This is a genomic window from Tropicimonas sp. TH_r6 (genome assembly GCF_033101155.1).
Classification (GTDB): domain Bacteria; phylum Pseudomonadota; class Alphaproteobacteria; order Rhodobacterales; family Rhodobacteraceae; genus Tropicimonas.
This window is the reverse complement of the sequence record NZ_JAWMPX010000012.1, coordinates 92,202-116,325: the sequence shown is the minus strand read 5'-3', so window position 1 is coordinate 116,325 and position 24,124 is coordinate 92,202. Positions and strand designations below refer to the sequence as shown.

Annotated in this window: 24 protein-coding genes; 7 read left to right on the top strand and 17 right to left on the bottom strand. The window is 62.6% G+C overall.

The genetic code is table 11. The features are described 5' to 3' along the window. Positions 1-97: 97 nt before the first annotated feature. Positions 98-973, bottom strand: coding sequence for a DMT family transporter (locus R3X27_RS13385; protein ID WP_317709362.1), 876 nt, complete (start codon positions 971-973; stop codon positions 98-100). 223 nt (positions 974-1,196) lie between these two features. Between R3X27_RS13385 and R3X27_RS13380 the strand changes: the two genes are divergently transcribed. Both R3X27_RS13380 and R3X27_RS13375 read left to right on the top strand, forming a co-directional pair. After that, on the top strand, positions 1,197-1,346 hold the full coding sequence (locus tag R3X27_RS13380) for a hypothetical protein (RefSeq protein ID WP_317709361.1): 150 nt from the start codon (positions 1,197-1,199) through the stop codon (positions 1,344-1,346). A 13-nt stretch (positions 1,347-1,359) separates the two neighbouring features. After that, positions 1,360-2,304, top strand: coding sequence for an endonuclease/exonuclease/phosphatase family protein (locus R3X27_RS13375; RefSeq protein ID WP_317709406.1), 945 nt, complete (start codon positions 1,360-1,362; stop codon positions 2,302-2,304). A gap of 54 nt (positions 2,305-2,358) precedes the next feature. Here R3X27_RS13375 and clpS read toward each other — a convergent pair whose 3' ends face one another. After that, positions 2,359-2,697 carry an ATP-dependent Clp protease adapter ClpS gene (clpS, locus tag R3X27_RS13370; protein ID WP_317709360.1) on the bottom strand — a complete coding sequence of 113 codons (339 nt, stop codon included), beginning with the start codon at positions 2,695-2,697 and terminating at the stop codon, positions 2,359-2,361. 134 nt (positions 2,698-2,831) lie between these two features. Between clpS and R3X27_RS13365 the strand changes: the two genes are divergently transcribed. Together R3X27_RS13365 and R3X27_RS13360 are read left to right on the top strand one after the other, a co-directional pair. Then, on the top strand, positions 2,832-3,530 hold the full coding sequence (locus tag R3X27_RS13365; protein WP_317709359.1) for an HAD family hydrolase: 699 nt from the start codon (positions 2,832-2,834) through the stop codon (positions 3,528-3,530). 181 nt (positions 3,531-3,711) lie between these two features. Further along, a complete protein-coding gene (locus R3X27_RS13360) occupies positions 3,712-5,142 on the top strand; it encodes a D-alanyl-D-alanine carboxypeptidase family protein (protein ID WP_411572493.1) in 1,431 nt (476 codons plus the stop codon). Positions 5,143-5,158: 16 nt separating this feature from the next. Here the strand turns inward: R3X27_RS13360 and ccoS are convergent, their stop codons facing one another. The 8 genes from ccoS to ccoN form a co-directional block, all read right to left on the bottom strand. Further along, the gene (gene ccoS, locus R3X27_RS13355; RefSeq protein ID WP_317709358.1) at positions 5,159-5,317 is read right to left on the bottom strand and encodes a cbb3-type cytochrome oxidase assembly protein CcoS; all 159 of its coding nucleotides are present in this window, start codon (positions 5,315-5,317) and stop codon (positions 5,159-5,161) included. A gap of 3 nt (positions 5,318-5,320) precedes the next feature. Further along, positions 5,321-7,528 (bottom strand): heavy metal translocating P-type ATPase, encoded by a 2,208-nt coding sequence (locus R3X27_RS13350; protein ID WP_411572492.1) that lies wholly within the window; start codon positions 7,526-7,528, stop codon positions 5,321-5,323. Between the two features lie 3 nt (positions 7,529-7,531). Then, the gene (locus tag R3X27_RS13345; RefSeq protein ID WP_317709357.1) at positions 7,532-7,978 is read right to left on the bottom strand and encodes a FixH family protein; all 447 of its coding nucleotides are present in this window, start codon (positions 7,976-7,978) and stop codon (positions 7,532-7,534) included. Position 7,979: 1 nt separating this feature from the next. After that, complete coding sequence (ccoG, locus tag R3X27_RS13340; protein WP_317709356.1) at positions 7,980-9,419, bottom strand: cytochrome c oxidase accessory protein CcoG; 1,440 nt, start codon at positions 9,417-9,419, stop codon at positions 7,980-7,982. Positions 9,420-10,115: 696 nt separating this feature from the next. Further along, positions 10,116-11,009, bottom strand: a complete 894-nt coding sequence (gene ccoP, locus R3X27_RS13335) for a cytochrome-c oxidase, cbb3-type subunit III (RefSeq protein ID WP_317709355.1) — start codon at positions 11,007-11,009, stop codon at positions 10,116-10,118. Then, positions 11,006-11,209 carry a cbb3-type cytochrome c oxidase subunit 3 gene (locus R3X27_RS13330; RefSeq protein WP_317709354.1) on the bottom strand — a complete coding sequence of 68 codons (204 nt, stop codon included), beginning with the start codon at positions 11,207-11,209 and terminating at the stop codon, positions 11,006-11,008. The genes ccoP and R3X27_RS13330 overlap by 4 nt, the downstream gene beginning before the upstream one ends. 12 nt (positions 11,210-11,221) lie before the next feature. Beyond that, positions 11,222-11,947: a cytochrome-c oxidase, cbb3-type subunit II gene (gene ccoO, locus R3X27_RS13325; RefSeq protein ID WP_317709353.1), complete on the bottom strand. Its 726-nt coding sequence runs from the start codon at positions 11,945-11,947 to the stop codon at positions 11,222-11,224. A 14-nt stretch (positions 11,948-11,961) separates the two neighbouring features. Further along, a complete protein-coding gene (gene ccoN / locus R3X27_RS13320; RefSeq protein ID WP_317709352.1) occupies positions 11,962-13,569 on the bottom strand; it encodes a cytochrome-c oxidase, cbb3-type subunit I in 1,608 nt (535 codons plus the stop codon). A 193-nt stretch (positions 13,570-13,762) separates the two neighbouring features. On the opposite strand from ccoN, the gene R3X27_RS13315 reads away from it, so the two are divergent. Further along, entirely contained in the window at positions 13,763-14,599 is an 837-nt protein-coding gene (locus R3X27_RS13315; protein ID WP_317709351.1) for a universal stress protein, read from the top strand. Positions 14,600-14,701: 102 nt separating this feature from the next. After that, positions 14,702-15,118, top strand: coding sequence for a hypothetical protein (locus R3X27_RS13310; protein WP_317709350.1), 417 nt, complete (start codon positions 14,702-14,704; stop codon positions 15,116-15,118). A gap of 3 nt (positions 15,119-15,121) precedes the next feature. On the opposite strand, the gene fnrL is transcribed toward R3X27_RS13310, so the two are convergent. Then, complete coding sequence (gene fnrL, locus R3X27_RS13305; RefSeq protein WP_411572494.1) at positions 15,122-15,868, bottom strand: transcriptional regulator FnrL; 747 nt, start codon at positions 15,866-15,868, stop codon at positions 15,122-15,124. A gap of 63 nt (positions 15,869-15,931) precedes the next feature. Here fnrL and hemN point away from each other — a divergent pair, with 63 nt between their 5' ends. Then, on the top strand, positions 15,932-17,287 hold the full coding sequence (gene hemN, locus R3X27_RS13300) for an oxygen-independent coproporphyrinogen III oxidase (protein WP_317709349.1): 1,356 nt from the start codon (positions 15,932-15,934) through the stop codon (positions 17,285-17,287). 239 nt (positions 17,288-17,526) lie between these two features. Here the strand turns inward: hemN and R3X27_RS13295 are convergent, their stop codons facing one another. From R3X27_RS13295 to R3X27_RS13270, 6 genes are read right to left on the bottom strand one after another with little or no spacing between them, the layout of a single operon-like run. Beyond that, positions 17,527-17,913, bottom strand: a complete 387-nt coding sequence (locus R3X27_RS13295) for an acyl-CoA thioesterase (RefSeq protein WP_317709348.1) — start codon at positions 17,911-17,913, stop codon at positions 17,527-17,529. A gap of 31 nt (positions 17,914-17,944) precedes the next feature. Beyond that, positions 17,945-18,187 (bottom strand): DUF1294 domain-containing protein, encoded by a 243-nt coding sequence (locus R3X27_RS13290; protein ID WP_317709347.1) that lies wholly within the window; start codon positions 18,185-18,187, stop codon positions 17,945-17,947. 38 nt (positions 18,188-18,225) lie between these two features. Further along, entirely contained in the window at positions 18,226-19,842 is a 1,617-nt protein-coding gene (locus tag R3X27_RS13285) for an ABC transporter ATP-binding protein (protein ID WP_317709402.1), read from the bottom strand. Beyond that, entirely contained in the window at positions 19,842-21,008 is a 1,167-nt protein-coding gene (locus R3X27_RS13280) for an ABC transporter permease (RefSeq protein ID WP_317709346.1), read from the bottom strand. The genes R3X27_RS13285 and R3X27_RS13280 overlap by 1 nt, the downstream gene beginning before the upstream one ends. A 1-nt stretch (position 21,009) precedes the next feature. Then, positions 21,010-22,167: a microcin C ABC transporter permease YejB gene (locus R3X27_RS13275; protein WP_317709345.1), complete on the bottom strand. Its 1,158-nt coding sequence runs from the start codon at positions 22,165-22,167 to the stop codon at positions 21,010-21,012. Positions 22,168-22,192: 25 nt separating this feature from the next. Then, positions 22,193-24,073, bottom strand: coding sequence for an extracellular solute-binding protein (locus R3X27_RS13270; RefSeq protein ID WP_317709344.1), 1,881 nt, complete (start codon positions 24,071-24,073; stop codon positions 22,193-22,195). Positions 24,074-24,124 lie beyond the last annotated feature (51 nt).

Here is a 24,124-nt window from a genome sequence, read left to right as displayed (position 1 = left end):
CAGATGCCTGAACCTAGGCCCTGTCGCGACGCCCGACGCTGTCGATTTCGACCGACAGGTCGCTGTACTTCCCGCGATCCTTTCATCGCACCATATGTCATTCGGCGGCCGTGTCCGCAAGTTTCCGCTCGCGGTGAAAGGTGAAGATTCCGGTGGCGACCACGATTGCCGCCCCGAGCAGCGTAACTGCGTCCGGCCAGTCGCCGAAGACGAGGAAACCAAGCAACATCGCCCAGAGCAGCGAGGTATAGCGGAACGGGGCCGCGAAGGCGATATCTCCAACCCGCATCGCCAGGGTCGAGAAGATATAGGCCAGGTTGAGCATGAGCGCCGCGCCGGTCAGCGAGACCCAGCCGCTGGGGCTCACCGGTTGCCATGTGCCGCCGATCAGCCCGACCGCCCCGAAGAGCCAGACCCCGACCGAGGCCGCAACCGCGACCATCATCGAAGAAGTCTGCGCCGAGACAGCCCGCGCCGCGATATCCCGGACCGTGACCGAGAGGACCGCCGCCACGACATAGAGCGAATAGATCGTGAACCCTTCCGCGCCGGGCCGGATGATCAGCATGACCCCGACAAAGCCCACCAGGATCGCCGAGAGCCGCCGCCAGCCGACGGCCTCGCCAAGAAAGACCGCCCCGGCCAGCGTCACCGTCAAGGGCAGCGCCTGCATGATCGCCGAGGCATTGGCCATCGGCATGTGAAACAGCGCGGAGATGAAGAAAAAGGCCGCCGCAATCTCGCCGGCGGTCCGCAACAGCACCATCCACCCGTCCCGCCGAGACATGCGGAACTTCAACTGCCCCATCTGTGCCGCGACGATCACGAGCAGCACGGTGCCCAGGATCCCCCGCAGGAAGATTGCCTGGTACATCGACATATCGTCGGAAAGCGACTTCATGAAAGCGTCGTTCGTCGTGAAGGAACAGACACCCGCCGCCATGAAAAGCGCGCCGCGGAGATTTGGGGACACGAGGACACCTGTCGGTCGGTTACCGTCGGGCCATGGTCGAGCCCCCCGATATTGTCAATTGCTTTCCGCGTCGTTTGACCGCGCGAAATGACGGAACGGAATTTTTCGAGACCGCTTGATACGCATCATGGAACGTCGTTCAAAAGATGCGGTACCCTGCGCTTGACCGGGACGTTGATCCCAATGCCTCCCGGATGGCGCTCCGATCTGGAGGACAGACAAGATGAAACTGAAAACCCTGCTCGCCATCGTTGGCATCGCCTTGTTCGGCGCGGCCTGCAGCGACACACAGTACCCTGGCTCGGGCGAGGAATGTGCCCCGGAGGATCCGGTGATGGAGCTTTCGGTGCAGCAATGCGCCCAGGCGGCCTGACCGGGCCAAGCCCCTGCGCATAGCAACCTTCAACGTCCAGAACCTGCGGCTTCGACGGCAGGCGGACGGGAAAGACCGCCTCGACGGCGCGCGCGACAATGACGTGCCGTCGGACAGCCAGCGCGGGGCGCCTGAATTCGACCGTGCCGATCGCAGGCTGACAGCCGCGATCCTGCACGAGCTGGATGCCGATATCGTGGCGCTGCAGGAGGTCCATGACCTCGACACGCTTGATCATTTCCACGATGCCTATCTTGCCCGAACCGGCCTCGCACCCTACCCGTTTCGCGCCTGCAAGCCGGGCAATGACGGCATGGGCCGCAACCTTGCCCTGCTCGGCCGCCAGGCGCCGGACGCGCTCGACAGCCACGCCACGCTCCGCCCCGCCGATCTCGGTCTTCCGCCCGCGCGCGGCCAGCGCCCGGACCGTCCTCTCTTCTGCCGCGACTGCCTCGCGGCGCGTTTCGGCCCGCTCACCCTCTATATCTGCCATTTCAAGGCGCCCTACCCCGACCCCCGCGCCGCCTGGGCGTTCCGGCGCATGGAAGCGCGCGGAGTGCGCCGCCTCATTGAAGCCCGTCACGAGGACCCGGAGCGCGCGCTCTGGCTCATCCTCGGTGACCTGAACGAACCCGACAGCCGCGCGCCCCTGTCCCATCAGGCCATCGCACCGCTCCTCGACGGGTTCGCCCATGATCTGCTCAAGCGTCGACCGCGCGGCGAACGCTGGTCCTATCACGAAGCAACGCGGAACCTCTATTCCCGACCGGATGTGCTGCTGGCTTCGCCGGCCCTGGCGCAGCTCTGCCCCGAAGCACGGCCGCGCCTGGTTCGCGAGGGAATGTCCCGCTCCGCCCGCCGCTACCCCGGCCCGCGCCTGCACGGCGTCGGGCGTCACCGGCCTCATGCCAGCGACCACGCCGCCGTCATGATCGACCTCCCCGACCTGCCGGTCTGATCACTCTCGCTTGTCGTTTGAAACAGTCGTGCGAAGGCAGCGCCCGTCAGGCGCTCATTCCTTCTCCATCGTGCACTGCAAGGGATGCTGGTGCCGCCGCGCGAAATCCATCACCTGCGCAACCTTGGTCTCGGCGATCTCGTGGCTGAACACGCCAACCACCGCGACGCCCTTCTTGTGAACCACGAGCATGATCTCGAAGGCCTCTGCATGGGTCAGCCCGAAGAACCGCTCGAGGATGTGCACCACGAACTCCATCGGTGTATAATCGTCGTTCAGCAGCAGCACCTTGTAGAGCGGTGGTCGCTGGGTCCGCGCACGCGTCTTGGTCGCGACGCCGATATCGTCATCGGGCGTATCGTCGTCACTGCCGGACAGTCGGATGTCGGACATGCGGATCTCGAAAGGGCGGGTCAAGGCGCGGTGCGCTCCGATGGCTCATGGAATTGTCGACTATACCCGGCGTTATATAGTCGTCACGCCCGCTCTGAAAACCCCACAGATCCTTCCGACAACGCAAGGCCCCCATGAAAGTCACGACAATTGCTTTCGACGCCGACGACACGCTCTGGCACAATGAGCGCTTCTTCGTCCTCACCCAGGACCGGTTCGCCGCGCTGCTCGAAAGGTTCACGGATCGGGATCATCTCGAATCCCGCCTGCTTGAGGCTGAAAAGCGCAATATCCGCCACTATGGTTATGGTGTGAAAGGTTTCACGCTCTCGATGATCGAGACCGCTATCGAGGTCACCGAGGCCCGCGTTCCGGCCATCACGATCCAGCAAATTCTCGAGTTCGGCCAGGAGATGCTGCGGCACCCGATCGAACTGCTGCCCCATGCAGGCGAGGCCGTCGAGGCCCTGGCCGCCTCACATCGTCGCGTGCTGCTGATCACCAAGGGCGACCTGCTGGACCAGGAACGCAAACTCGCCGAGTCGGCCCTGCGCCCGTTTTTCGATCGGGTCGAGATCGTCTCCGAAAAGACCCCCGAGATCTATGCGCAAATCTTCCGCGACCACGGCGACGGCGCGGACCGAGCCATGATGGTCGGCAACTCGATGAAATCCGACATCCTGCCCGCCCTCGCGGCCGGCGCCTGGGCTGTGCATGTCCCATTCGACCTCGCCTGGGAACTCGAAGCCGCCGACCCGCCGGTCGGTAACCATCGTTTCCACTCTCTTAACGATCTTGGGGAACTGCAAGATTTCGTTAACCAGCTTGACTGAGATCTTGTGCCAAAGCCTGCCTACGCCCCGACATCTTGCGATGTTGCGTGAATGTCACCGCAAAACACATTGAATTCGAATGCTTTTCCGGACTCGCATCCCGTGCTACGCTAGCGCTAATCAAGAAGTGTTTCCGACCCTGAAAACAGGGCGGTCCGAGGCAGACAGAGGCAGTAACGCGATGACTTCGAGCATCCGAGGGCGCAACGCCCTCTTTATTTCCGTTTTCTTCCTGTTGTTTTTCGTGGTCCTGCTGGGAGCAAGCCTGCGAGCGAGCGCAGCACCATATGCCGCCATGGTGATCGACGCGCGCACCGGCGAGGTGCTGCATTCCCGCAATGCAAACACGCGGCTGCACCCGGCCTCGCTGACCAAGATGATGACGCTCTATGTTGTCTTCCAGGCCGTGGAGCATGGGGAGATCGGCCTCGACACCAAGGTGAAGATCTCCAAGAGATCCGCCAACGAGGTTCCGTCCAAGCTCGGCCTGAAGGCCGGCCAGCGGATCGAGCTGCGCTACCTGATCCGCGCTGCGGCCGTGAAATCGGCCAATGACGCGGCAACAGCGCTGGCCGAGGCGATCTCCGGCAGCGAGGCCCGATTCGCCCGCCGCATGAACCGCACCGCCAAGTCGCTCGGCATGACCCGCACGACCTTCAAGAATGCCCATGGCCTGACCGCCGACGGACACCTGTCGACAGCCGCCGACATGACCACGCTCGGACGGCACCTGTTTTACGACTATCCCGAATACTACAATCTCTTCTCCCGTCGTTCGACCGACGCCAAGATCCGCACCGTCTACAACACGAACCGCAAGTTCCTTGCCGCCTACAAGGGCGCGGACGGGATCAAGACCGGCTATACCCGAGCAGCCGGCTCCAACTTGGTCGCCTCCGCCGAACGGGGCAATGTCCGCATCATCACGACCGTTTTCGGCGCCTCCGGCTCGGCGGCCCGCAACGCCAAGGTCGCGGAACTGATGGATATGGGCTTCAAGCGCGCGCCGCGCCATGCGCAGATCCGCAAGCCGAAACTGCCGGTCTATGCCGGCAACGACACCTCGCCAGTTGGCGCGAAGACAATCCGTGTCGCCACCGCAGTCCAGAAATCGGTACGACCGGTCGCGCGTCCCGGTGGGGCTGTGAGGGTCGCAGTTGCCTCCAATCCGGCCCTCAAGACGGGCATCGAGGAAGCCATCGAAATGGCGCGGTCCGTCGTGGCACCGGCAAGCGAAAACAACTCAAGCCAGGTCGCTCCCAAGGATAGCGCGTTGCCGAAGCCGCGCCCGCCAAAGCTGGACTTCACAGCGCAAAAGCCGATCGCCTACGCTCAGGACAGCGGCGTTGTCGTGACCCGGGCGTCGAGCTCGGGCGGACATCATTGGGGCATCAATGTCGGCACATACCCGTCACGCTACAAGGCCGAGCGGGTGTTGCTGAAGACCGCCCTGAAGGAAATGGCGACGCTCGATGGCGCGTTGCGCAAGGTGACTGCGGGGAACAAGGGGCATGATGCGAAATTTGTCGGCATGAGCCAGGAACAGGCAGATCTCGCCTGCCGCCGACTCGAAGCGCGCGGCGCGGAATGCACAACCTTCGGGCCATCCTGACCCCATTCAGGACATCCTATTCCTTCGGGTGATCGTCATACTCGTCTGACAGGATCCGGTGGCTGTCGCCATCCGGATCGTCATATTGGTCGGTCTTCACCGTCCAGTAGAAGGCCGCGAGGCCCAGCCCGCCCAGGAAGAGCGAGATCGGGATCAGGAAGACGAGCACTTCCATGGGCTATTTCAACCTCAGCGAATTGAGCGAGACGGTGATCGACGAGGCCGACATTGCCAGTGCGGCGGCGAGCGGCGTGGCCCAACCGGCAATAGCGATCGGCACGGCAATAAAATTGTAGACCGTGGCGATTGTGAAATTTTCCTTGATCCGTTTCACCGCCGAGCGCGATGTGGTCACAGCCGCCGGCACGGTGCCGATATCCTCGCCCAGCAATACGATATCGGAGGCAACGCGCGCCGCATCCAGCGCCGAGGCTGGCGAGACGGAGGCATGGGCGGCGGCCAGCGCCGCCGTGTCATTCAGCCCGTCCCCGATCATCAGCACATGCCGCCCTTCCTCGGAGAGCGCCGCCACGCGCGCGGCCTTCTCCTCGGGCAACGCCTCGGCCATCACATCTTCGATGCCAAGCCGCGCGGCGAAAGCATGCACCGCCGGGGCCGCATCGCCCGAGATCAGTTCAACGCGCAATCCGGCCGCGCGCAGCCCCGCCACGGCCTCTTCCGCGCCCGGTCGCATCCTGTCGGCGAAACGGAAAGCCACAGGTTCGGAGCCGTCGACCGAGAGAAAGGCCGAGGTCTGCTGCCCCGGCTCCACGCCGATCCAGCTCGCCCGCCCCAGCCGGACCCGCTTGCCTTGCCAGCGCCCTTCGGTCCCGTAGCCCGGCACTTCGACAAGCTCGTCCATCGGCTCCGGCGCGACCCCGGCCTGCTCCGCTGCCTCACGCAATGCCTTGGAAAGCGGGTGCGAGGACGCCTGTGCGAGCCCGGCCGCCAACGCGAGATCTGCCCGAGCATGGGTCTCCGCCGCCTCAAGCTCTGGCGCGCCGAGGGTCAGTGTGCCGGTCTTGTCAAAGACGACCGTATCGATCTCTGCCAGCCGTTCCAGGGCCGTGCCGCTCTTGATCAGCATGCCCTTCTTGAAGAGCCGCCCCGAGGCCGCCGTCGTCACTGCCGGCACGGCAAGACCAAGCGCGCAGGGGCAGGTGATGATCAGAACTGCCGCGGCGATGTTGATCGCCAGCCGCGCGTCGCCTGTGTAGAGGTACCAACCCAGTCCCGCCACCAGCGACAGGATATGCACGCCCGGCGCATAGAGCCCCGCCGCCTTGTCGGCGAGCGAGGTGTAGCGGTTGCGAGTCGTCTCGGCCATCGCCACGAGATCGGCCATGCGGTGCAGCGAACTGTCCTTGCCCGCCGCCGTGACCTCGACCACGAGCGGTCCGGTCAGGTTCACCTCGCCGGCACTGACCACGCGCCCCGGCTCGGCGAAGACGGGCAGCGTCTCGCCAGTCAGCAGCGACCGGTCCAGCTCGCTCGTCCCTTCCGCGATCACCCCATCCACCGGCATCCGGCCCCCCGCACGTACGCGGATCCGGTCTCCCGGCACAAGGATCCCCACATCGACCGTTTCTTCGCCGGCCTCGGTCAGACGGTCCGCCCGCGCGACCTCCAGCGCCGCGAGTTCCTCAGCAGCGGAGCGTGCGATGGCGCGGGTGCGATGGTCGAGATAGCGGCCGGCAAGCAGGAAGAAAGTCAGCGAGATTGCGGCGTCGAAATAGGCGTGTTCGCCCGAATGCGCGGTCTCATAGAGCGATGTGCCGAGCGCGAGCAGGATAGCCAAAGTGATCGGCACATCCATGTTGAGCCGGCCATGTTTCAGCGCCGCCCAGGCGTTTCGGAAGAAAGGCTGACCGGAGAAGGCAATCGCTGGAATGGCGATGGCTGCGGAGATCCAGTGGAACAGGTCCCGTGTCGCATCCGCGGCCCCGGACCAGACCGCGACCGAGAGCAGCATCACGTTCATCGCCGCGAAGCCGGCAACGGCCAGCCGCATCAGCAATTCCCGCCCCTGCCGGTCCGTCGCGGTGGCCGAGAGCGCGGACGGGTCCAGTTCGTGGGCCTCGTAGCCCACATTGTTGACCGCCCCGACCAGCGCTTCGGCGGTAACATCCGGCTCCGCTTCGACGGTTGCACGGCGCAGCGTCAGGTTCACGCGGGCGGAGTTTACCCCCGGATGCTTCTCCAGCGCCCGCTCGACCGTCGTGATACAGAGTGCGCAATGCACGCCCGGCAGCGACAGCATAAGCGCCCCGCGCTCGGGCAGATCGTCCAGCGCACCGCTCGCAGCCAGACGTCGTGCCATCGGCGTGACATCACACGCCGGGCAGGCAGAAGCCGTCGGGGCTTCGGAATAGGTGCTGTCAGACATGCATCAGTCGACTTTCAGGACAACCCTTTGCCGGAACGTCGTCCCGTCGGGCGCCGTCGCGACCAGTCGAATATTCCAGTTTCCGGGGCGCAGGTCCACCGGGGCCGTAAAGGCACCGTCGTGATAGGCGAAGTCCGGCTCCACGTCATCCTGGACATGGGTCGCCCGACCGACCACCGCCTCCAGGCTAGCAACCTCGACCGGGTATCCGTTGCGCCCGGTGAAGGCGATGGTGAGCATATCGTCCTCGACATCGGCCGCGACATCCCAGCCGAGCGCCTCTTGCGCAGCGCGATCGGCATCGAAGTTCTGGCTGGCCACGTAGGAGTTTTTCACCTCGAGCCCAGGGAAACTGCCCACGGCCAGGTAAGCCATGGTCAGGTTGACCCCGATGATGACGCTGAAAGCGCTGGCGGTGATGATGAAAACCTTGCGGCCAGTGAGTTCCATGTCAGCGAGCTCCCATTCCCACGAATGTGGAGTCCTTATAAACACGCTCGCCATTGGACAAGTCCTCGATCCAGAAACGGATGTCGGTCCGGTCCGCTTTCGTGGCCTCAGAGCCCTTCGGCGCCAGCACGTAAATGCGCTGCTTGCCGGTCGTATCAGCTGGCACCATGAAGCTCTCATAGGGCGTTCCCTCGACATTGAGGCGCAGGTCGGGGGCCTCCGAGCTCAGCGTCACACGGAAACGGCGGTCATCGCCATGCTTGTTGCGCAGACCGAAATCATAGGTATTGCGGATCGTCCCGTCTGACATCGTCACGAAGACCGGTTGGCGCACGGGATGCACGGTTGCCGAAATATCCGGACGGATGAAGAGCATGACCACAAGGCCGATTCCGACAACGGACCAGAGTGTCGTGTAAAGGATCGTGCGCAGACGGAAAATGTGCTTCCAGACCGATTTCGGCGGGTTCCCGGCACGCTCGCGCTCTTCGTCCGACAACGCCATGTATCCGATCAGACCGCGCGGCTTGCCGATCTTGTCCATGATGTCGTCGCAGGCATCAATGCACAGCGCACAGGTGATGCATTCGAGCTGCTGACCGTCGCGAATATCGATGCCGGTCGGGCAGACATTCACACAAGCCATACAGTCGATGCAATCGCCGAGCACCACGTCCGTCGCCTTCTTGCGATGCTTGCCACGCGGCTCGCCGCGCCAGTCTCGATAGCCGACAGTCAACGTGTCGGTATCCATCATTGCGGCCTGGATCCGCGGCCAGGGACACATATAGATGCAGACCTGCTCGCGCATGAAACCGCCAAAGACCAGCGTGGTAAAGGTCAGCACGGCGATGGAGGTATAGGCGGCCGGATGGGCCGAGAATGTGACAAGCTCGACCAGCAGCGTCGGCGCATCGGTGAAATAGAACACCCAGGCACCGCCTGTGGCGATGGCGATCAGCGTCCAGGCGACGAATTTCGTGATCCGGAGCCGCATTTTGCGGGCGTCCATCTTCTTCTGCCGATGCAGTCGAAGACGGGCATTTCGGTCGCCTTCGATCCAGCGCTCAACCAGGATGAAGAGGTCAGTCCAGACGGTCTGGGGGCAGGTATAGCCGCACCAGACGCGGCCAAGCGCCGATGTGAAGAGGAACAGGCCGAGACCGGCCATGATCAGCAGGCCGGCGACAAAATAGAACTCATGCGGCCAGATTTCGATCCAGAAGAAGAAGAAGCGCCGGTTGGCCATGTCGACCAAAACGGCTTGATCTGGCAGATTCGGACCGCGATCCCACCGGATCCAGGGCGTCAGGTAATAGATGCCCAGGGTGACGATCATGATGCCCCATTTCAGGTTCCGGAACTGTCCGTGCACCTTGCGGGGGAAGACCGGCTCTCGCGCGGCGTATAGCTGGTCGGGCTGGCTGCCAGTATCGCTCAAGGAAGCTCTCCGGTGGCTGAAGGTTCAGATTTCGCCCGTTCTAGGGGCAGTTTCAAAAAGGCGTCCTTGATATGCATCAATAGGGCGCGCCAGGGGCAAGTCCAGCGGGTGATAGCAAAAACCACCTTAACCGGCCCTGCGCCCGCGTGTCGCGCGCAGAATCGCGAATATGATTCCGGGAGGCAAGACTCGATCCGTCGGAGGGTATTCTGGTGAGGGCTGAAAATAAAGTCGCCCCAGCTCTCCTAGGAAACGCGCGAACAGGACGGAGAGCCGGGGCGTATCTTCCAGGGGAGGACACCCACTGGAAACGCTATGTAAGATTGGTGCGAAGAAAGATTGTCCGATTGGCTGGCCAATCTCGCTTCGTTCCGTTGAAGTCTTGATAGGCGCGCAGACAGGGCGTCACCTTGATCCAGATCAAATGCGAATTCTGGATATTGCTTTTAGCGCGCATAGCACACATGCGCGTGGCGCAGATCTCAGCCCGGGTGTTGCCATTCGAACAGATTGGGGCGCCCTTTGGACTGCGAAAACTTCCGTCCGTCTCTGCGCGCGCAACAGCTGACATGCCTATCAGTGCTCCCCCCCGCCACGGGATCCAAGCCGACAAATGCGGTCCACCTGCCGCTTTCAAAAAGAAAACGCCGCGCCCCTCTCAGGGCGCGGCGTCTGTTCACTTCAGGCTGTGCCCGGTTACTCGGAGGCGACGCCGCCGCCGAGGCTGTGCACATAGGTCGCAACGGCGCGGATCATCGCTTCGTCCACGACGGCAGCGGGTGCGCCGCCACGCGGCGGCATGACACCGGCGCGACCGCCCCAGATCGTCTCGTAGAGCGTCTCCGCGTCGCCGCCATAGAGCCAGATGGCGTCCGTCAGGTTCGGCGCGCCGAGCGAGATCTCACCAGTGCCGTCTTCCATGTGGCAGCTTTCGCAATTGTCCACGTAGAGGACCTGACCGGCTTCCGCGAGCGCGGAGTCATGCTCCTGCCCGGAGATCTTCTGGACATAGGCCACGACCTGGTTGATCTCCTCGTCAGAGAGCAACTCGTCGCGACCGAAAGCGAGCATGTCGCCAAAGCGCGAGTCGTCGTCATAGCGGATGCCATAGGTGATCGTGGTGTGGATCTCGTCGATCGTTCCACCCCAGAGCCAGCTGTCATCCAGCAGCGAGGGATAGCCCGCGGCCTGCGCGCCCTGCGCACCGGCACCGTGACATTGCGCACACCAGGTGCGGAACACGGCTGCACCGGCATTCTGCGCATAGCTGTTCAGCTCGGCATCGGCGGCAATCTCGGTCAACTCCGCATCGACCAGTTTCTGCTGGATGCCGGCATTGGCCTCCTCGAAACGGGTGATCTCGGCGGCGACATCGGCACGGGTCGACTTGCCAAGCAGGCCCGCCGTCGCGCTGTTGACCAGCGGCCAGGCCGGATAGGCGACCGTATAGGCCAGTCCCCAGATGACACAGGCATAGAAGGTCCACAGCCACCAGCGCGGCATGGGATTGTTGTACTCCTCAATCCCGTCCCAGCTGTGACCGGTGGTTTCCACCTCGTCCTTCTTCTTCTTGATGGGTTGTTTGCTCATTCCCGAACCTCCTTGGGGTCGAGTTCCGTCGCGTCCTGCTCAGGCGAGTCCTCGTGACGGAAGATGATATTGGCACTGTCGCGTTGTTCCTTGGAGGCTCCCGGGCGGAACACCCAGAAGACCACTCCCAAGAAAAATAGAGTGAGGAACAGCAGCATCCAGCTGTCCGCGAAGTGACGCATGACACCGTATGTGTCCATTCCCCAGCTCCTTTAACGGCTTGCGACAGGTGTGAAGGTCGAGAAGTCGACGAGCGTGCCGAGCATCTGCAGATAGGCGACAAGGGCGTCCATCTCCGAAATGCCGGGCTGTCCGTCGAAGTTGCGCACCTGCGCCCCCGGATACCGTTCGAGCATCTCCTCGTAATCGCCATCCGGATCGACCTGAACGTTGAAGTCCGAGAAGGCGTTCTCGATCATCTCGTTCGTGTAGGGCACGCCGACCATCCGGTTCGTCTTCATGACGTCCTGGATGTATTTCCCATCGACCATCCTGTTCAGGAGGAAACCGTATTTCGGCATCACCGATTCCGGAACGACGGATTGCGGGTCTGTCAGGTGATCGACCTGCCAGTCATCCGAATAGCGCCCCCCCACGCGGGCAAGGTCCGGTCCGGTGCGCTTGGATCCCCACTGGAACGGGTGGTCATATTGCGATTCGGCCGCCAGCGAGTAGTGACCGTAGCGCTCCACCTCGTCCCGCATCGGACGGATCATCTGGGAGTGGCAGACATAGCAGCCTTCCCGGATGTAGATGTTCCGTCCCTCGAGCTCGAGCGGGGAGTAGGGGCGCACGCCCTCCACATCCTCGATCGTGTTCTCGAGATAGAAGAGCGGGGCGATCTCTACGATCCCGCCGATGGTGACGACCAGGAAGCTCAGCGCGAAGAGAATCGACGCGTTTGTTTCGATGATCTTGTGCTTGTCGATAAGGGCCATTGTGTCTCCCTCCCTTATTCAGCCGGCGCAGCGACTGCTGCGGTTTCGGCTTTGGGCTCGCCACGCGTGATGGTGAGCCAGAGGTTGCCTGCCATGATGATAGCACCGGTGAGGAACAAGACCCCGCCCAGACCCCGCACGACATACATCGGGAACTTCGCGGCAACCGTGTCAGCGAAGGAGTTGACCAGGAAGCCATTGGCATCGACTTCACGCCACATCAGGCCTTCCATGATCCCGGTCACCCACATGGACGCCGCGTAGAGTACGATGCCGATAGTGGCGAGCCAGAAGTGCCAGTTGACGGCGGACAAGGAGTAGAGCCGCTCGCGGTTCCAGAGTTTCGGCACGAGGAAGTAGAGCGCACCGAAGGTGATCATCCCGTTCCAGCCGAGGGCACCGGAATGCACGTGACCGATGGTCCAGTCCGTGTAATGCGACAGCGAGTTGACCGCCTTGATGGACATCATCGGGCCTTCGAAGGTGGACATTCCGTAGAAGCCGACCGAGACGACCATCATGCGGATGATCGGGTCGGTGCGCAGCTTGTCCCAGGCGCCGGAGAGGGTCATCAGGCCGTTGATCATGCCACCCCAGGAGGGCATCCAGAGCATGATCGAGAACACCATGCCGAGGGTCGAGGCCCAGTCCGGCAACGCGGTGTAATGCAGGTGGTGCGGACCGGCCCAGATATACAGGAAGATCAGCGCCCAGAAGTGGATGATCGACAGCTTGTAGGAGAAGACCGGACGTTCGGCCTGCTTGGGCACGAAATAGTACATCATGCCGAGGAAGCCCGCGGTCAGGAAGAAGCCCACGGCGTTATGGCCGTACCACCATTGCGTCATGGCGTCCTGCACACCAGCAAAGACCTGCACCGACTTGGCGCCGAAGATCGAGACCGGGATCGACAAGTTGTTGACGATGTGGAGCATCGCGACAGTGACGATGAAGCTCAGGAAGAACCAGTTGGCCACGTAGATGTGCTTTTCCTGGCGCTTCAGGATCGTGCCGAGGAAGACCATCAGATAGGCCACCCAGACCACGGTCAGCCAGAGGTCAACATACCACTCGGGTTCGGCATACTCCTTCGACTGCGTGGCGCCGAGCAGATAGCCGGTGGCCGCGAGCACGATGAAGAGGTTGTACCCCCAGAACACGAACCAGGCGAGGTTACCGCCCCAGAGCCGCGCCGCGGAGGTCCGCTGCACGATATAGAACGAGGTCGCGATCAGCGCGTTGCCACCGAAGGCGAAGATCACCGCCGAGGTGTGCAGCGGGCGAAGCCGGCCGAAATTGGCATAGCCCTCGGCCCATTCGAAATTCAGCACCGGGTAGGCGAGCTGGAAAGCAATGAACGTCCCGACCAGGAAGCCGACAACACCCCAGAATGTTGTTGCGATGACACCGTAGCGCACCACCCCGTCCAAATAGCCTGTCGCCACTTCCGGCGGCAATTTCTCCTCGTCGAGCTGGCGAATGCTCCAGACGAACGCCGTCCCTGCTGCGAGCATGATAATGATCGCATGGACGAGATAGGCTGCGTCACGCGCGTAATTGGCTGCAATTGCCGCACAAAGCGCCAACAGACCCAACGCCGCGACCTTGGCGTAATCCCACATGGTGTGTCCCTTGTTATAATTCGGGAGAAGTTAGACTCCCCCTCTCGTGTTCCTTGTCCGCTTCTGAGGGTACGGGCAGTACGACGCTTTGATCTAGGTCAATGTCGTCGCACTCCGCCCTTGAGGCAGGTCAAGGCGCCGCAATGACACGCGCTCTAGACTTGCCGCAAGTGCAATATCGAAAGAACCCGCAATGGCGTACAAGTCGATTCTCACTGTGATTTCCGGACAAGACCTCGAAAACTCGGCTCTCGATGGTGCCGTATCGCTGACTCAGGCGCAGGATGGCCACCTGGAGATCCTCGCGCTCGGCGTCGATCACTCCACGCCCGGCTACTATTATGCCGGCACCAATGCGATGATCGAACAGGCCACGATGGAGCGCGCGCGACAGGAGGCCGACGAAATCGAGGCTGCCGTGCGCGCGGCGATGAAGACGCGCCAATGCCGCTGGGCGAGCGAGGCCGCGCTGGCGCAGATTGGAACGATCCAGACCCTGGTTGGCAACCGTGCCCGCTTCTCGGATCTCGTCGTGTTGCCCAAGCCATATGGCGAGGACAAGGGCGTGGCGGAGGAAGCGGTGATGGAAGCCGCGCTCTTTGCCGGCAATGTCCCGGTGCTGGTGCTGCCGCGTCAGACCGAGCTGAGACGGCCTGAAAAGGTGGTCATCGCCTGGAACCAGAGTGCCGAATCGCTCGATGCCGTGCGCGCGGCGATGCCGCTGCTGCGCCAGGCCGCGATCAGCAATATCGTCATCATCGACCCGCCGCGCCACGGTCCGGACCGCTCGGACCCCGGCGGCATGCTGAGCCAGATGCTGTCCCGCCACGGGGTGCGCGCCGAGATCTCTGTCATCGCCGGCACCATGCCGCGCACCGCAGATGTGCTCGCCCGCCATTGTGCGGACCAACAGGCGGACCTGCTGGTCATGGGCGCCTATGGCCATTCCCGCTTCCGCGAGGCGATCATGGGTGGCGCCACCCGCGATATGCTGGAAGCTGCGAAGATCCCGGTCTTCATGAGCCACTGAAGCAGTCTTTCTGACACGAAACGCCGGCGCTCCCATTCGGAATGCTGACGTTTCGTGATATCCTGTCTCTATTGTTTAGGGTTTTTCAGAACGAGGCTGCCAATGGCACGACAGGAATTCAGCGCGATCCTGCGCGACGAGGTCTATCGCTGGAACGCAACCGATCTCATACACCATGTCTCCGGCATCATGATCGACGAGCGCCACATGGCCGACAAACTCGCCGGTCACATCTATTTCTGCGAGAACTGCAAGTTCTGCCAGACCGACCGGATGTATTTCGACATCGACCATCTCGTTCCGGACAAGGAGTTTCGCGGCAGCCCGAACGCGTCGAACATCGCGCTGAATGCGATTGTGCTGTGCAAGTCCTATGAAAGCGGCGCGCGCGGTTGCAACCAGACCAAGGGCGCGCGGCTTTACCCGCCGCCCGATGCCGGCCTTGCACGGACACGTCCCGAGCTCGATCTCAACTATTGCCCGATGCATCTGCGCGATGCGAACCGGCTTTGGCCTTGACCTTCAGACCGGCAAGCCACCATCGGTGTCGTCGCCGGTCTCCAGCAAAAGACGGTCGAAATCGGGCACCGAGATATGCCGTTTGCCGGCCAGCTCGATCACGCCCTCGCGCTTGAGCGCCGAGACCTGTCGGCTCACCGTCTCCAGCGTCAGGCCGAGATAATCGGCCATGGCTTCCCGTGTCAGCGGCAGGTCGAATTCCAGCGAATTCTCGACCTTGTCGAGCTTCAGCGAGGCATCCCGTCGCGCAATGATCGTCAGCAGCGAGGCAATCTTCTCCCGCGCGGTCTTGCGACCGAGCAGCAGCATCCATTCGCGCGCCGCGTCCAGCTCGTCCAGCGTCATCTCCAGCAGGCGCTGCGCGATATGCGGCGTCGTCCGCATCAATTCCTCGAAAGGCCGCCGTCGGAAGCAGCACATCGTCACTTCGGTGGTCGCGGTCACGTCGTAGCTGGCCATTTCGCGGCCGGGCCGCCCCATGAAGTCCGACGGCAGCAACAGGCCGACCATCTGGGTGCGACCGTCCTCAAGCGTCTGGCTCAGCGTCGCGATCCCGTTGACCACGGTCGCCACGAAATCCAGCCTGTCGCCGGTCCAGGCAATGGTCTGCCCGGCCTCGAACGTCCGGTAATACTTGATCTCTTCCAGAAGCTCGAGCTCATCGGTCTCACAGCGCGCGCAAACCGCCCGATGCCGTATCGGGCAGTCCGCACAATCAACCGTGGTGAGTTCGATATCCTGCATTTCCATCCGCGCGCGCCCACTTGATTTCAATCAATGTCCTCCCGGCGCCCCGCCCCTAGATGTAGGCTCATGGAAACCGTATCGCAACTTGCGAAACTCGGCCTCTTCGATGCCCGGGTGCCTCGCTATACCAGCTATCCAACTGCGCCGCATTTCAACAACGCGGTCGGATCGCATCATTTTGCCGACTGGGTGGCGGCCCTGCCACCTGATTCGGACGTGTCACTTTATATTCATATCCCTTTTTGTAGAAGGCTGTGCTGGTTTTGCGCCTGCCGGACCCAGGGGACCTCGACCCTCTCACCGGTCGCCACCTATCTTGAGACGCTGAAGGCGGAAATCGACCTGTTGGCGGCCGCCCTGCCCTCCGGCGTCAAATTGTCCGCCCTGCATTGGGGCGGCGGTACGCCCACGCTTCTGTCGCCTGAAATGATGAAGGATCTCGCCGAGACGGTCTTCCGGGCGATTCCTCTCGCCGAGTCGGGCGAGTTTTCCGTCGAGATAGATCCCAACGAGATCGACGATGCCAGGCTTGACGCATTGGCCGAGGCCGGTATGTCCCGTGCTTCGATTGGCGTTCAGGATTTCGACCCCGAGATCCAGAAAGTCATCGGCCGGGAACAGAGCTTCGAGATAACCCAGGCCGCCGTTGACGGAATCCGCGCCCGCGGCGTCACCTCGCTCAACACGGATATCCTCTACGGGCTTCCGAACCAGTCCCGCGCCAAGATCACCGATTCGGTGCAGAAGCTCCTCTCGCTCTCGCCCGACCGGGTCGCGCTCTACGGCTACGCACATGTGCCCTGGATGGCGCGGCGCCAGACCATGATCCCTTCTGAGGCGCTGCCCACTCCGGAAGAGCGCCTCCACCTCTTCGACACCGCCCGTCGCCTCTTTCTCTGGGACGGTTATGACGAGATCGGCATCGACCATTTCGCGCGGAGTGAAGATTCCATGTCCGTCGCCGCCCGCGATGGCTCCCTGCGCCGCAATTTCCAAGGCTACACTGTCGACCCGGCCCCTGCCTTGATCGGCCTCGGCGCCTCCGCCATTTCGCGCTTCCCCCAAGGCTTCGCGCAGAACATCTCCGGCACAGGCGACTACACGAAGGCGATCCGCGAAAAACGCTTTGCCACTGGTCGGGGCCATATTTTCGCCGGCCAGGATCTCATCCGTGCCCGCATGATCGAGACCTTGATGTGCAATTTCCGCATCGAGCGCGCCGAGATCATCGAGCAATACGGCGCTGATCCCGACCTGATTACGGCGCTCTTCGCCGATGCAAAGGCACAGTTCGGCCAGTTCGTCACCGTGGATGCGACCGGGCTTGAAATCCCGCCCGAGGGCCGCCCTCTTACACGCATCATCGCCAAGGCATTCGATGCCTATGAGATGGCCAAAACCGGCCACAGCTCGGCGATCTGAAGCTGAAACCGTTTCATCGCGTCGAGATGCGACGCAGCGCGCGTTGGTCCGGCAGCTCCCCGCCGGCCGTGGCGCATCAAGATGCGCACCAGGCCGAGCGGTGGTGGCCGCGCACCTTCGGCGCGCGGCGGTTGCGATTCCTTCAACGGATATTTCTTTACGCCGCGAAGCGGCGCCACCGCCGCTCGAGCTTTGCTCGGCGGCAAACCCCCAGCAACCAGTTCCGCTCCGCCGGTCCGCTAGATCTGCGGCACGGGCCGCGTCCGTCCGGCCTCATCGATGGCAACGAAGGTAAACACCGCCTCGGTCACCTTCTCCTGCGCCCCGATCCGGTCACGAATAGCCCAGGCTTCGACTGAAACGGCCATCGAGCTGCGCCCGACCCGCGCGATATGGGTGTAGATGCAGAGCACATCGCCCACCCGCACCGGACGGATGAACTTCATCGCGTCGACCGCGATCGTCGCCACGCGGCCCTGCGCGCGCATACCGGCCGCCATGCCCGCAGCGATGTCCATCTGCGCCAGTACCCAGCCGCCGAAGATATCCCCGCTCACATTGACATCCGCCGGCATGGCCAGCGTTCGGAGCGTCAATTCGCCATGCGGTTCCGTATCGTCATTCATCTGTTGCTCCCATTCCTGCCCCGTTTCGCTTTCAGAAGAGGTGCCAGACCGCCATTGCGCCGGCAAGCGCCAGCTGCCCTACAATGATCCACCCGAGTCGACTCCGGAACGGTTCCTTCCGCGTCTTGTGCCGGAAGACCTGCTGTCCGAGAATCGCGCCCGGCGAGCCGCCCCAGACCGCCACCCAAAGCAGCACCTTCTCCGGCACCCGGCGCATTGAGCGCGAGGCGCAGAACTTGTCCCAACCGAACAGCAGGAACGCACCAAGACTCAACACTCCGACCAAGAGCGCGAAGCTCCCCCAGAGTACGCTCAGGCGCCTCGCTCCAGCGCTTCGTCGAGGTTAAAGGCCGCCGCGATCAGTTCGCGGGTATAATCTGTCTTCGGCGCCGCAAAGATCTCCCGCGTCGTGCCGCTCTCGACAATATCGCCCTGCTTCATGACGATAACCTTGTGCGAAAGCGCCCGCACGACCCGCAGGTCATGGCTGATGAAGAGATAGGCCAGCCCGTGCTTGGCCTGTAGCCGCCGCAACAGCTCGACGATCTGCACCTGCACCGTCATGTCCAGCGCCGAGGTCGGCTCGTCCAGCACCACCAGCTTGGGCTCAAGGATCATCGCTCGCGCAATAGCAACCCGCTGCCGCTGTCCGCCGGAGAACTCATGCGGATAACGATGCATCAGGCTCGGGTCCAGCCCGACCTCCTCCATGATATCCGCCACCATCTCCCGCTTCGACTTCGCCCGCACCGTCCGGTGCACGCCAAGCCCTTCGGCGATGATCTGTTCCACCGTCATGCGCGGACTGAGGCTGCCAAAGGGGTCCTGAAACACGATCTGCATATGTCGGCGCAAATCGCGCAACGCCCGTTGCGGGCACCCCTGCACATCCTCGCCCATGAAGACGACCGGCCCCTCCGACGCGATAAGCCGCATGATCGCCAGCGCCAACGTCGTCTTTCCCGAGCCGCTTTCGCCCACGATCCCCAGCGTCTCGCCGGCGCGAACGCTCAGGCTCGCATCGTTCACCGCCTTCACATGCCCGACCGTCCGCCGCAGGAAACCACGTTGGATCGGGAACCAGATCTTGAGCGCCTCGGTGGACACAACCACCTCCGGGTCGCCTTCCACCGGTTCCATCACGCCCTTCGGCTCGGCCGCCAGCAGCGTCTGCGTGTATTCATGCTGCGGATTGGCGAAGATCTCCTCCGCCGGGCCGGTCTCGACGATCTCTCCGTCCTTCATCACGCAGACCCGATCCGCGATTTTCCGCACGATCCCGAGATCATGGGTGATGAAGAGAAGGCTCATCTTCTCCGTCCGCTTCAGCTCAGCCAGAAGCTCAAGGATCTGCGCCTGGATGGTCACGTCGAGCGCGGTCGTCGGCTCATCGGCAATCAACAGCTCCGGCCCATTGGCCAGCGCCATTGCGATCATCACCCGCTGCCGCTGTCCGCCGGACAGCTGGTGCGGATAAGCACCGAGCCGGCTCTCCGGGTCGCGAATCCCGACCTTGTGCAGCAGCTCCAGCACGCGGGCTCGCGCAGGCTCGCCCACCAGCCCCTGATGCAATGTGATCGACTCGACCAACTGCCGTTCCAGTGTGTGCAGCGGGTTGAGCGAGGTCATCGGCTCCTGGAAAATGAAGCTGATATCGTCGCCCCGCACATCCATCAGGTCTTCCTCGGAGGCGCCCACCATCTGCTTGCCGCGATAGTCGATGGAGCCCTTGATGGTCGCATTCTCGCCCAGCAAGGACACGGTCGACAGCGCCGTCACCGATTTGCCCGAGCCGGACTCGCCCACCAGCGCCACAGTCTCTCCCTCGCCAACTTCGAAGGAGACACCCTTGACGGCCGGAATGTCGCGCCCGTCTTGCCGGAAGGAAACGTTCAGATCACGGACTTTCAGAAGCGTCTGCCCTGTCATCATTGGAAGGTTTTCCTCGGATCGAAGGCATCCCGAACGCCTTCGAAGATGAAGACGAGCAGGGAAAGCATGATGGCAAAGACAAAGAAGGCGGTGAAGCCGAGCCAGGGCGCCTGGAGGTTCTGCTTGGCCTGCAGCGTCAGCTCACCAAGCGACGGCGCCGAAGAGGGCAGCCCGAACCCGAGGAAGTCGAGCGAGGCCAGCGTGCCGATCGTCGCCGTGACGAGGAAGGGCAGCATGGTAAGCGTCGCCACCATCGCGTTGGGCAGCATGTGGCGGAACATGATTGTCCAGTTGGACACGCCCAAAGCCTTGGCCGCGCGGACATATTCGAGGTTGCGCGCACGCAGGAACTCCGCCCGAACCACGCCGACAAGCGCCGGCCAGCCGAAGAGCACCGTCAGAAAGACCAGCAGCCAGAAACTTCGGCCCAGGATCGCGAACATGATGATGATGATGTAGAGCTGGGGCGTCGAGGTCCAGATCTCGATAACCCGCTGGAAAACAAGATCTATCCAGCCGCCGAAAAAGCCCTGCACGGCGCCGGCGACGATGCCGATGACCGAGGCCGAGACGGTGACGATCAATGTAAACAGGATCGACAGCCGGAAGCCATATATCACGCGCGCCAGCACATCCCGCGTTGCGTCATCCGTGCCCAGCCAGTGATCGGCATCCGGTGGCGAGGGTGCGGGCTGGCCCAGCGTGTTCGGCGTGTTGTAACTGTAGGGGACCGGCGGCCAGAGCATCCAGCCCTTGACGACCTCTTCGCCCTCGATCTCCGTCGCCCCGGCCTCGACCTGGACGATGATGTCCTCGGGATAGTCGAAACAGTCGATGATCCCGCCAGAGACGATCAGGCATTGCACCTCGACATCGCGATAGACGGCCTCGGTCGGGAAATCTCCGCCAAAAGCTGTCTCGGGGTAGAATTTCTGGATCGGGAAATGCAATTCGCCCCGGTAGTTCACCAGGATCGGTTTGTCATTGGCGATGAACTCGGCAAAAAGCGAACTGACGAAGAGGATCATGAAGATGATCAGCGACCAATACGCCCGCCGGTTGCGCTTGAAGTTTCGCCAGCGACGCTGGTTGAGCGGTGAGAGGCTGAACAGCCCCTTCTTCGGCTCGGCGGCCTCGGCGCGGGAGATGGCATCATTGCTCATGTCACACCTGCCGGCTTTCGAAGTCGATCCGCGGATCGACGAGGACATACATCAGATCGGAGAGGATCCCGACCAGCAACCCGATCAGCCCGAAGACATAGAGCGTGCCGAAGACCACCGGGTAATCGCGCGCCACCGCGGCCTCGAAACCGAGCCGGCCCAACCCGTCCAGTGAGAAGATCGTCTCGATGATGATCGAGGCGCCGAAGAAGACACTGAGGAAGGCGGCCGGGAAGCCGGCGATCACGATCAGCATCGCGTTGCGGAAGACATGGCCGTAAAGCACCCGGCTTTCGGAAAGTCCCTTCGCCTTGGCGGTGATCACATATTGCTTCTTGATCTCGTCGAGGAAGGAATTCTTGGTCAGCAGCGTCAGCGTGGCGAAGCTGGAGATGGTCGAGGCCAGCACCGGCAGCGTGATGTGCCAGAAATAGTCGCCGATCTTCTCAAGCGTCGACATCTGGTCGAACCCGTCCGAGACCAGCCCGCGCAGCGGGAAGATCTGCCAGTATGAGCCCCCCGCGAAGAGCACCAGCAACAGGATGGCGAAGAGGAAACCCGGGATCGCATAGGCGACGATGATGAAGCCAGAGGTCCAGGTGTCGAAACTGGAGCCGTCTTTCACGGCCTTTCGGATGCCCAGCGGGATCGAGATGATATAGGCAATCAGCGTCGACCAGAGCCCGAGCGTGATCGAAACGGGCATCTTCTCGATGACGAGATCCACCACCGAGATCGAGCGGAAATAGCTCTCGCCGAAATCGAAGCGCATGTAGTTGCCCATCAGGATGGTGAAGCGCTCGACAATGCCGATGGCTTCCTTCTCGCTGGCCGGGTCGTCGAGATTGGGCGTGCCTTCGAACCCGTCGGCGCAGGTGATCCGGGCAAAGCCCATGTCGATCTCAAGCTCGTCGAGGAAGTCCTGCGGCAAGCCTCGCGCGCCGAGATAGGCGTCATCCGAGCCCTCGCCCGCGCCGCCGGCGCCCGCATCGGCGCCCCCGGCAATCCCTTCGAAAACATCGCCTTCGCCTTCGACCTGGGCGATGATCTGTTCGATCGGTCCGCCGGGGACGAATTGCGTCAGCACGAAATTGATCAGCATGATCCCGAACAGCGTCGGAATGATCAGCAGCAATCGCCGGAGAATATAGGCGCCCATCTAGGTGCTCTCTGCTCGCCTCTTGTTATCGCAGCACGCCGGCTGCTTTCAGCTTTTCCGCCTTTTCGGCGTTGTACCACCAGAAGTCCAGATTGCCGAGCGCGAAGGGCGGCAGCGGATCGGGGTGCTCAAACATGTCGAAATAGGCGACCGTATGCTTGTCCTTGTACCATTGCGGGATCCAGAACCGTTCGGCGCGCAGCACCCGGTCCAGCGCCTTCACACCGGTCTCCAGCTCTTCCTGTGTCTCGGCAGCAATGATCGTCTCGACGAGGCTGTCCACGGCCTCCGACTTCAACCCCATTGAGTTGAAGACAGAACTGTCTGCCGTCTCGGAGCCGAAATACTGCTTCAGCCCGGCGCCGGGGATGTATCCCATCGGGAACTGGTCGGTCATGATGTCGAAATCGTACGAGCGTTCGCGATTGGTCGCCTCGGCCTGATCGACCCGGTTGTGACTGGCATCGATCCCGGCGCGACGCAGGTTCTCGACATAAGGGTTGATCACCCGGTCGAAGGTCTGGCTGTCATTGAGAAACTCGACTTTCAAGGTCTTGCCGTCCTTGATCCGCATCCCGTCCTTGCCGATTTCCCAGCCGGCCTCGTCCAGCAGTTTCAGCGCCTTGCGCAGGTTCCCCCGGTCGAGCTGCCGCTCGCCGGACACCGCCCCGACCGGCGGTTCGGCATCCAGAACGCCCTCCGGCAGCTTGTCCGCCAACGGCTCCAACAGCGCCAGTTCCGCCTCCGAAGGCAGGCCCGTCGCCGCGAGGTCCGAGTTCTCCCAGAAGGAGTTCACCCGCTCGTAGAGCCCGTAGAAGAGCTGGTCGTTCGACCATTCGAAGTTGAAGAGCAGCCCGATGGCCTCGCGCACCTTCGGGTCCTGGAATTGCGGCCGACGCAGGTTCATCACGAAGCTCTGGCCGGTCGCGATCGTCCCGTCATGCAGCTCGGCCTTGATCACATGGCCGTTCGTCAGCGACGGGAAATCGTACCCCGTGGCCCAGGTCTTCGAGCTGGCCTCGTTGCGGAAATGGTAGGCACCCGCCTTGAACCCCTCGAAAGCGGCCACATAGTCGCCGAAATACTCCAGCCGGAGGCTGTCGAAATTGTGCCGCCCGACATTCTGCGGCAGGTCCTTGCCCCAATAGTCCGGGTTGCGCTTGTAGACCGAGCGCTTGCCGACATCGAGCTGGTCCGGGACATAGGGTCCGGAGCCGAGGAAAGGCGTCATGGAATTCTCTTCGAGATCCAGCCCGTTGGCCTCGTAATGCGCCTTGGAAAAGATTGGCAGCCCGCCGACGGTCTGGATCAGGTCGCGCTTTGGTTGGTCCTCGGGGAAGGTGAAATGGATGCGGCGCTCGTCCAGCACTTCCGCGCGCTCTACCTGTGTTTGGAGCACGGCGCGGAAGCTCGGCAGGCCCTTCTCGCGGAAGAGTTCATAGGAAAAGAGCACATCTTCGGCTGTGAGCGGCGAGCCGTCCGAAAAGCGGACCTCTTCGCGCAGGGTGAAGATCACCTCGCTGCGATCTTCCGGATATTCTATGGTCTCGGCCAGCAGCCCGTACTCGTCTCCAATCACGTCGGCCACGCTCTCCAGCAGGCTCTCATATGGCGCGCTGGCGAGCCGCTCCGAACGGCCCTTGATCGAATAGGGATTCATCGAGTCGTAGCCGCCAAAGGCCCAGACCGACATCTCGCCGCCCTTGGGCGCGTCTGGGTTCACATAGTCCAGATGGGCGAAATCGGCGGGATATTTCAGCTCGCCCGGAAAAGTCGAGATACCATGAGACGAGATCCAGCCCTCGGGGGCGGCCTGCGCCAGCGCACTTGCCGCGAGCAGGAAACCGGCCGAGAGCGCGAGGCGCGCGCGGGTCCATCCTGAGGCGTGCAGGGGCAATGTCGTCATCGAGGCATCCTTCCGGCAAGGTGGCAGTTGTCGCGCCAAGGCTAGAGAGAC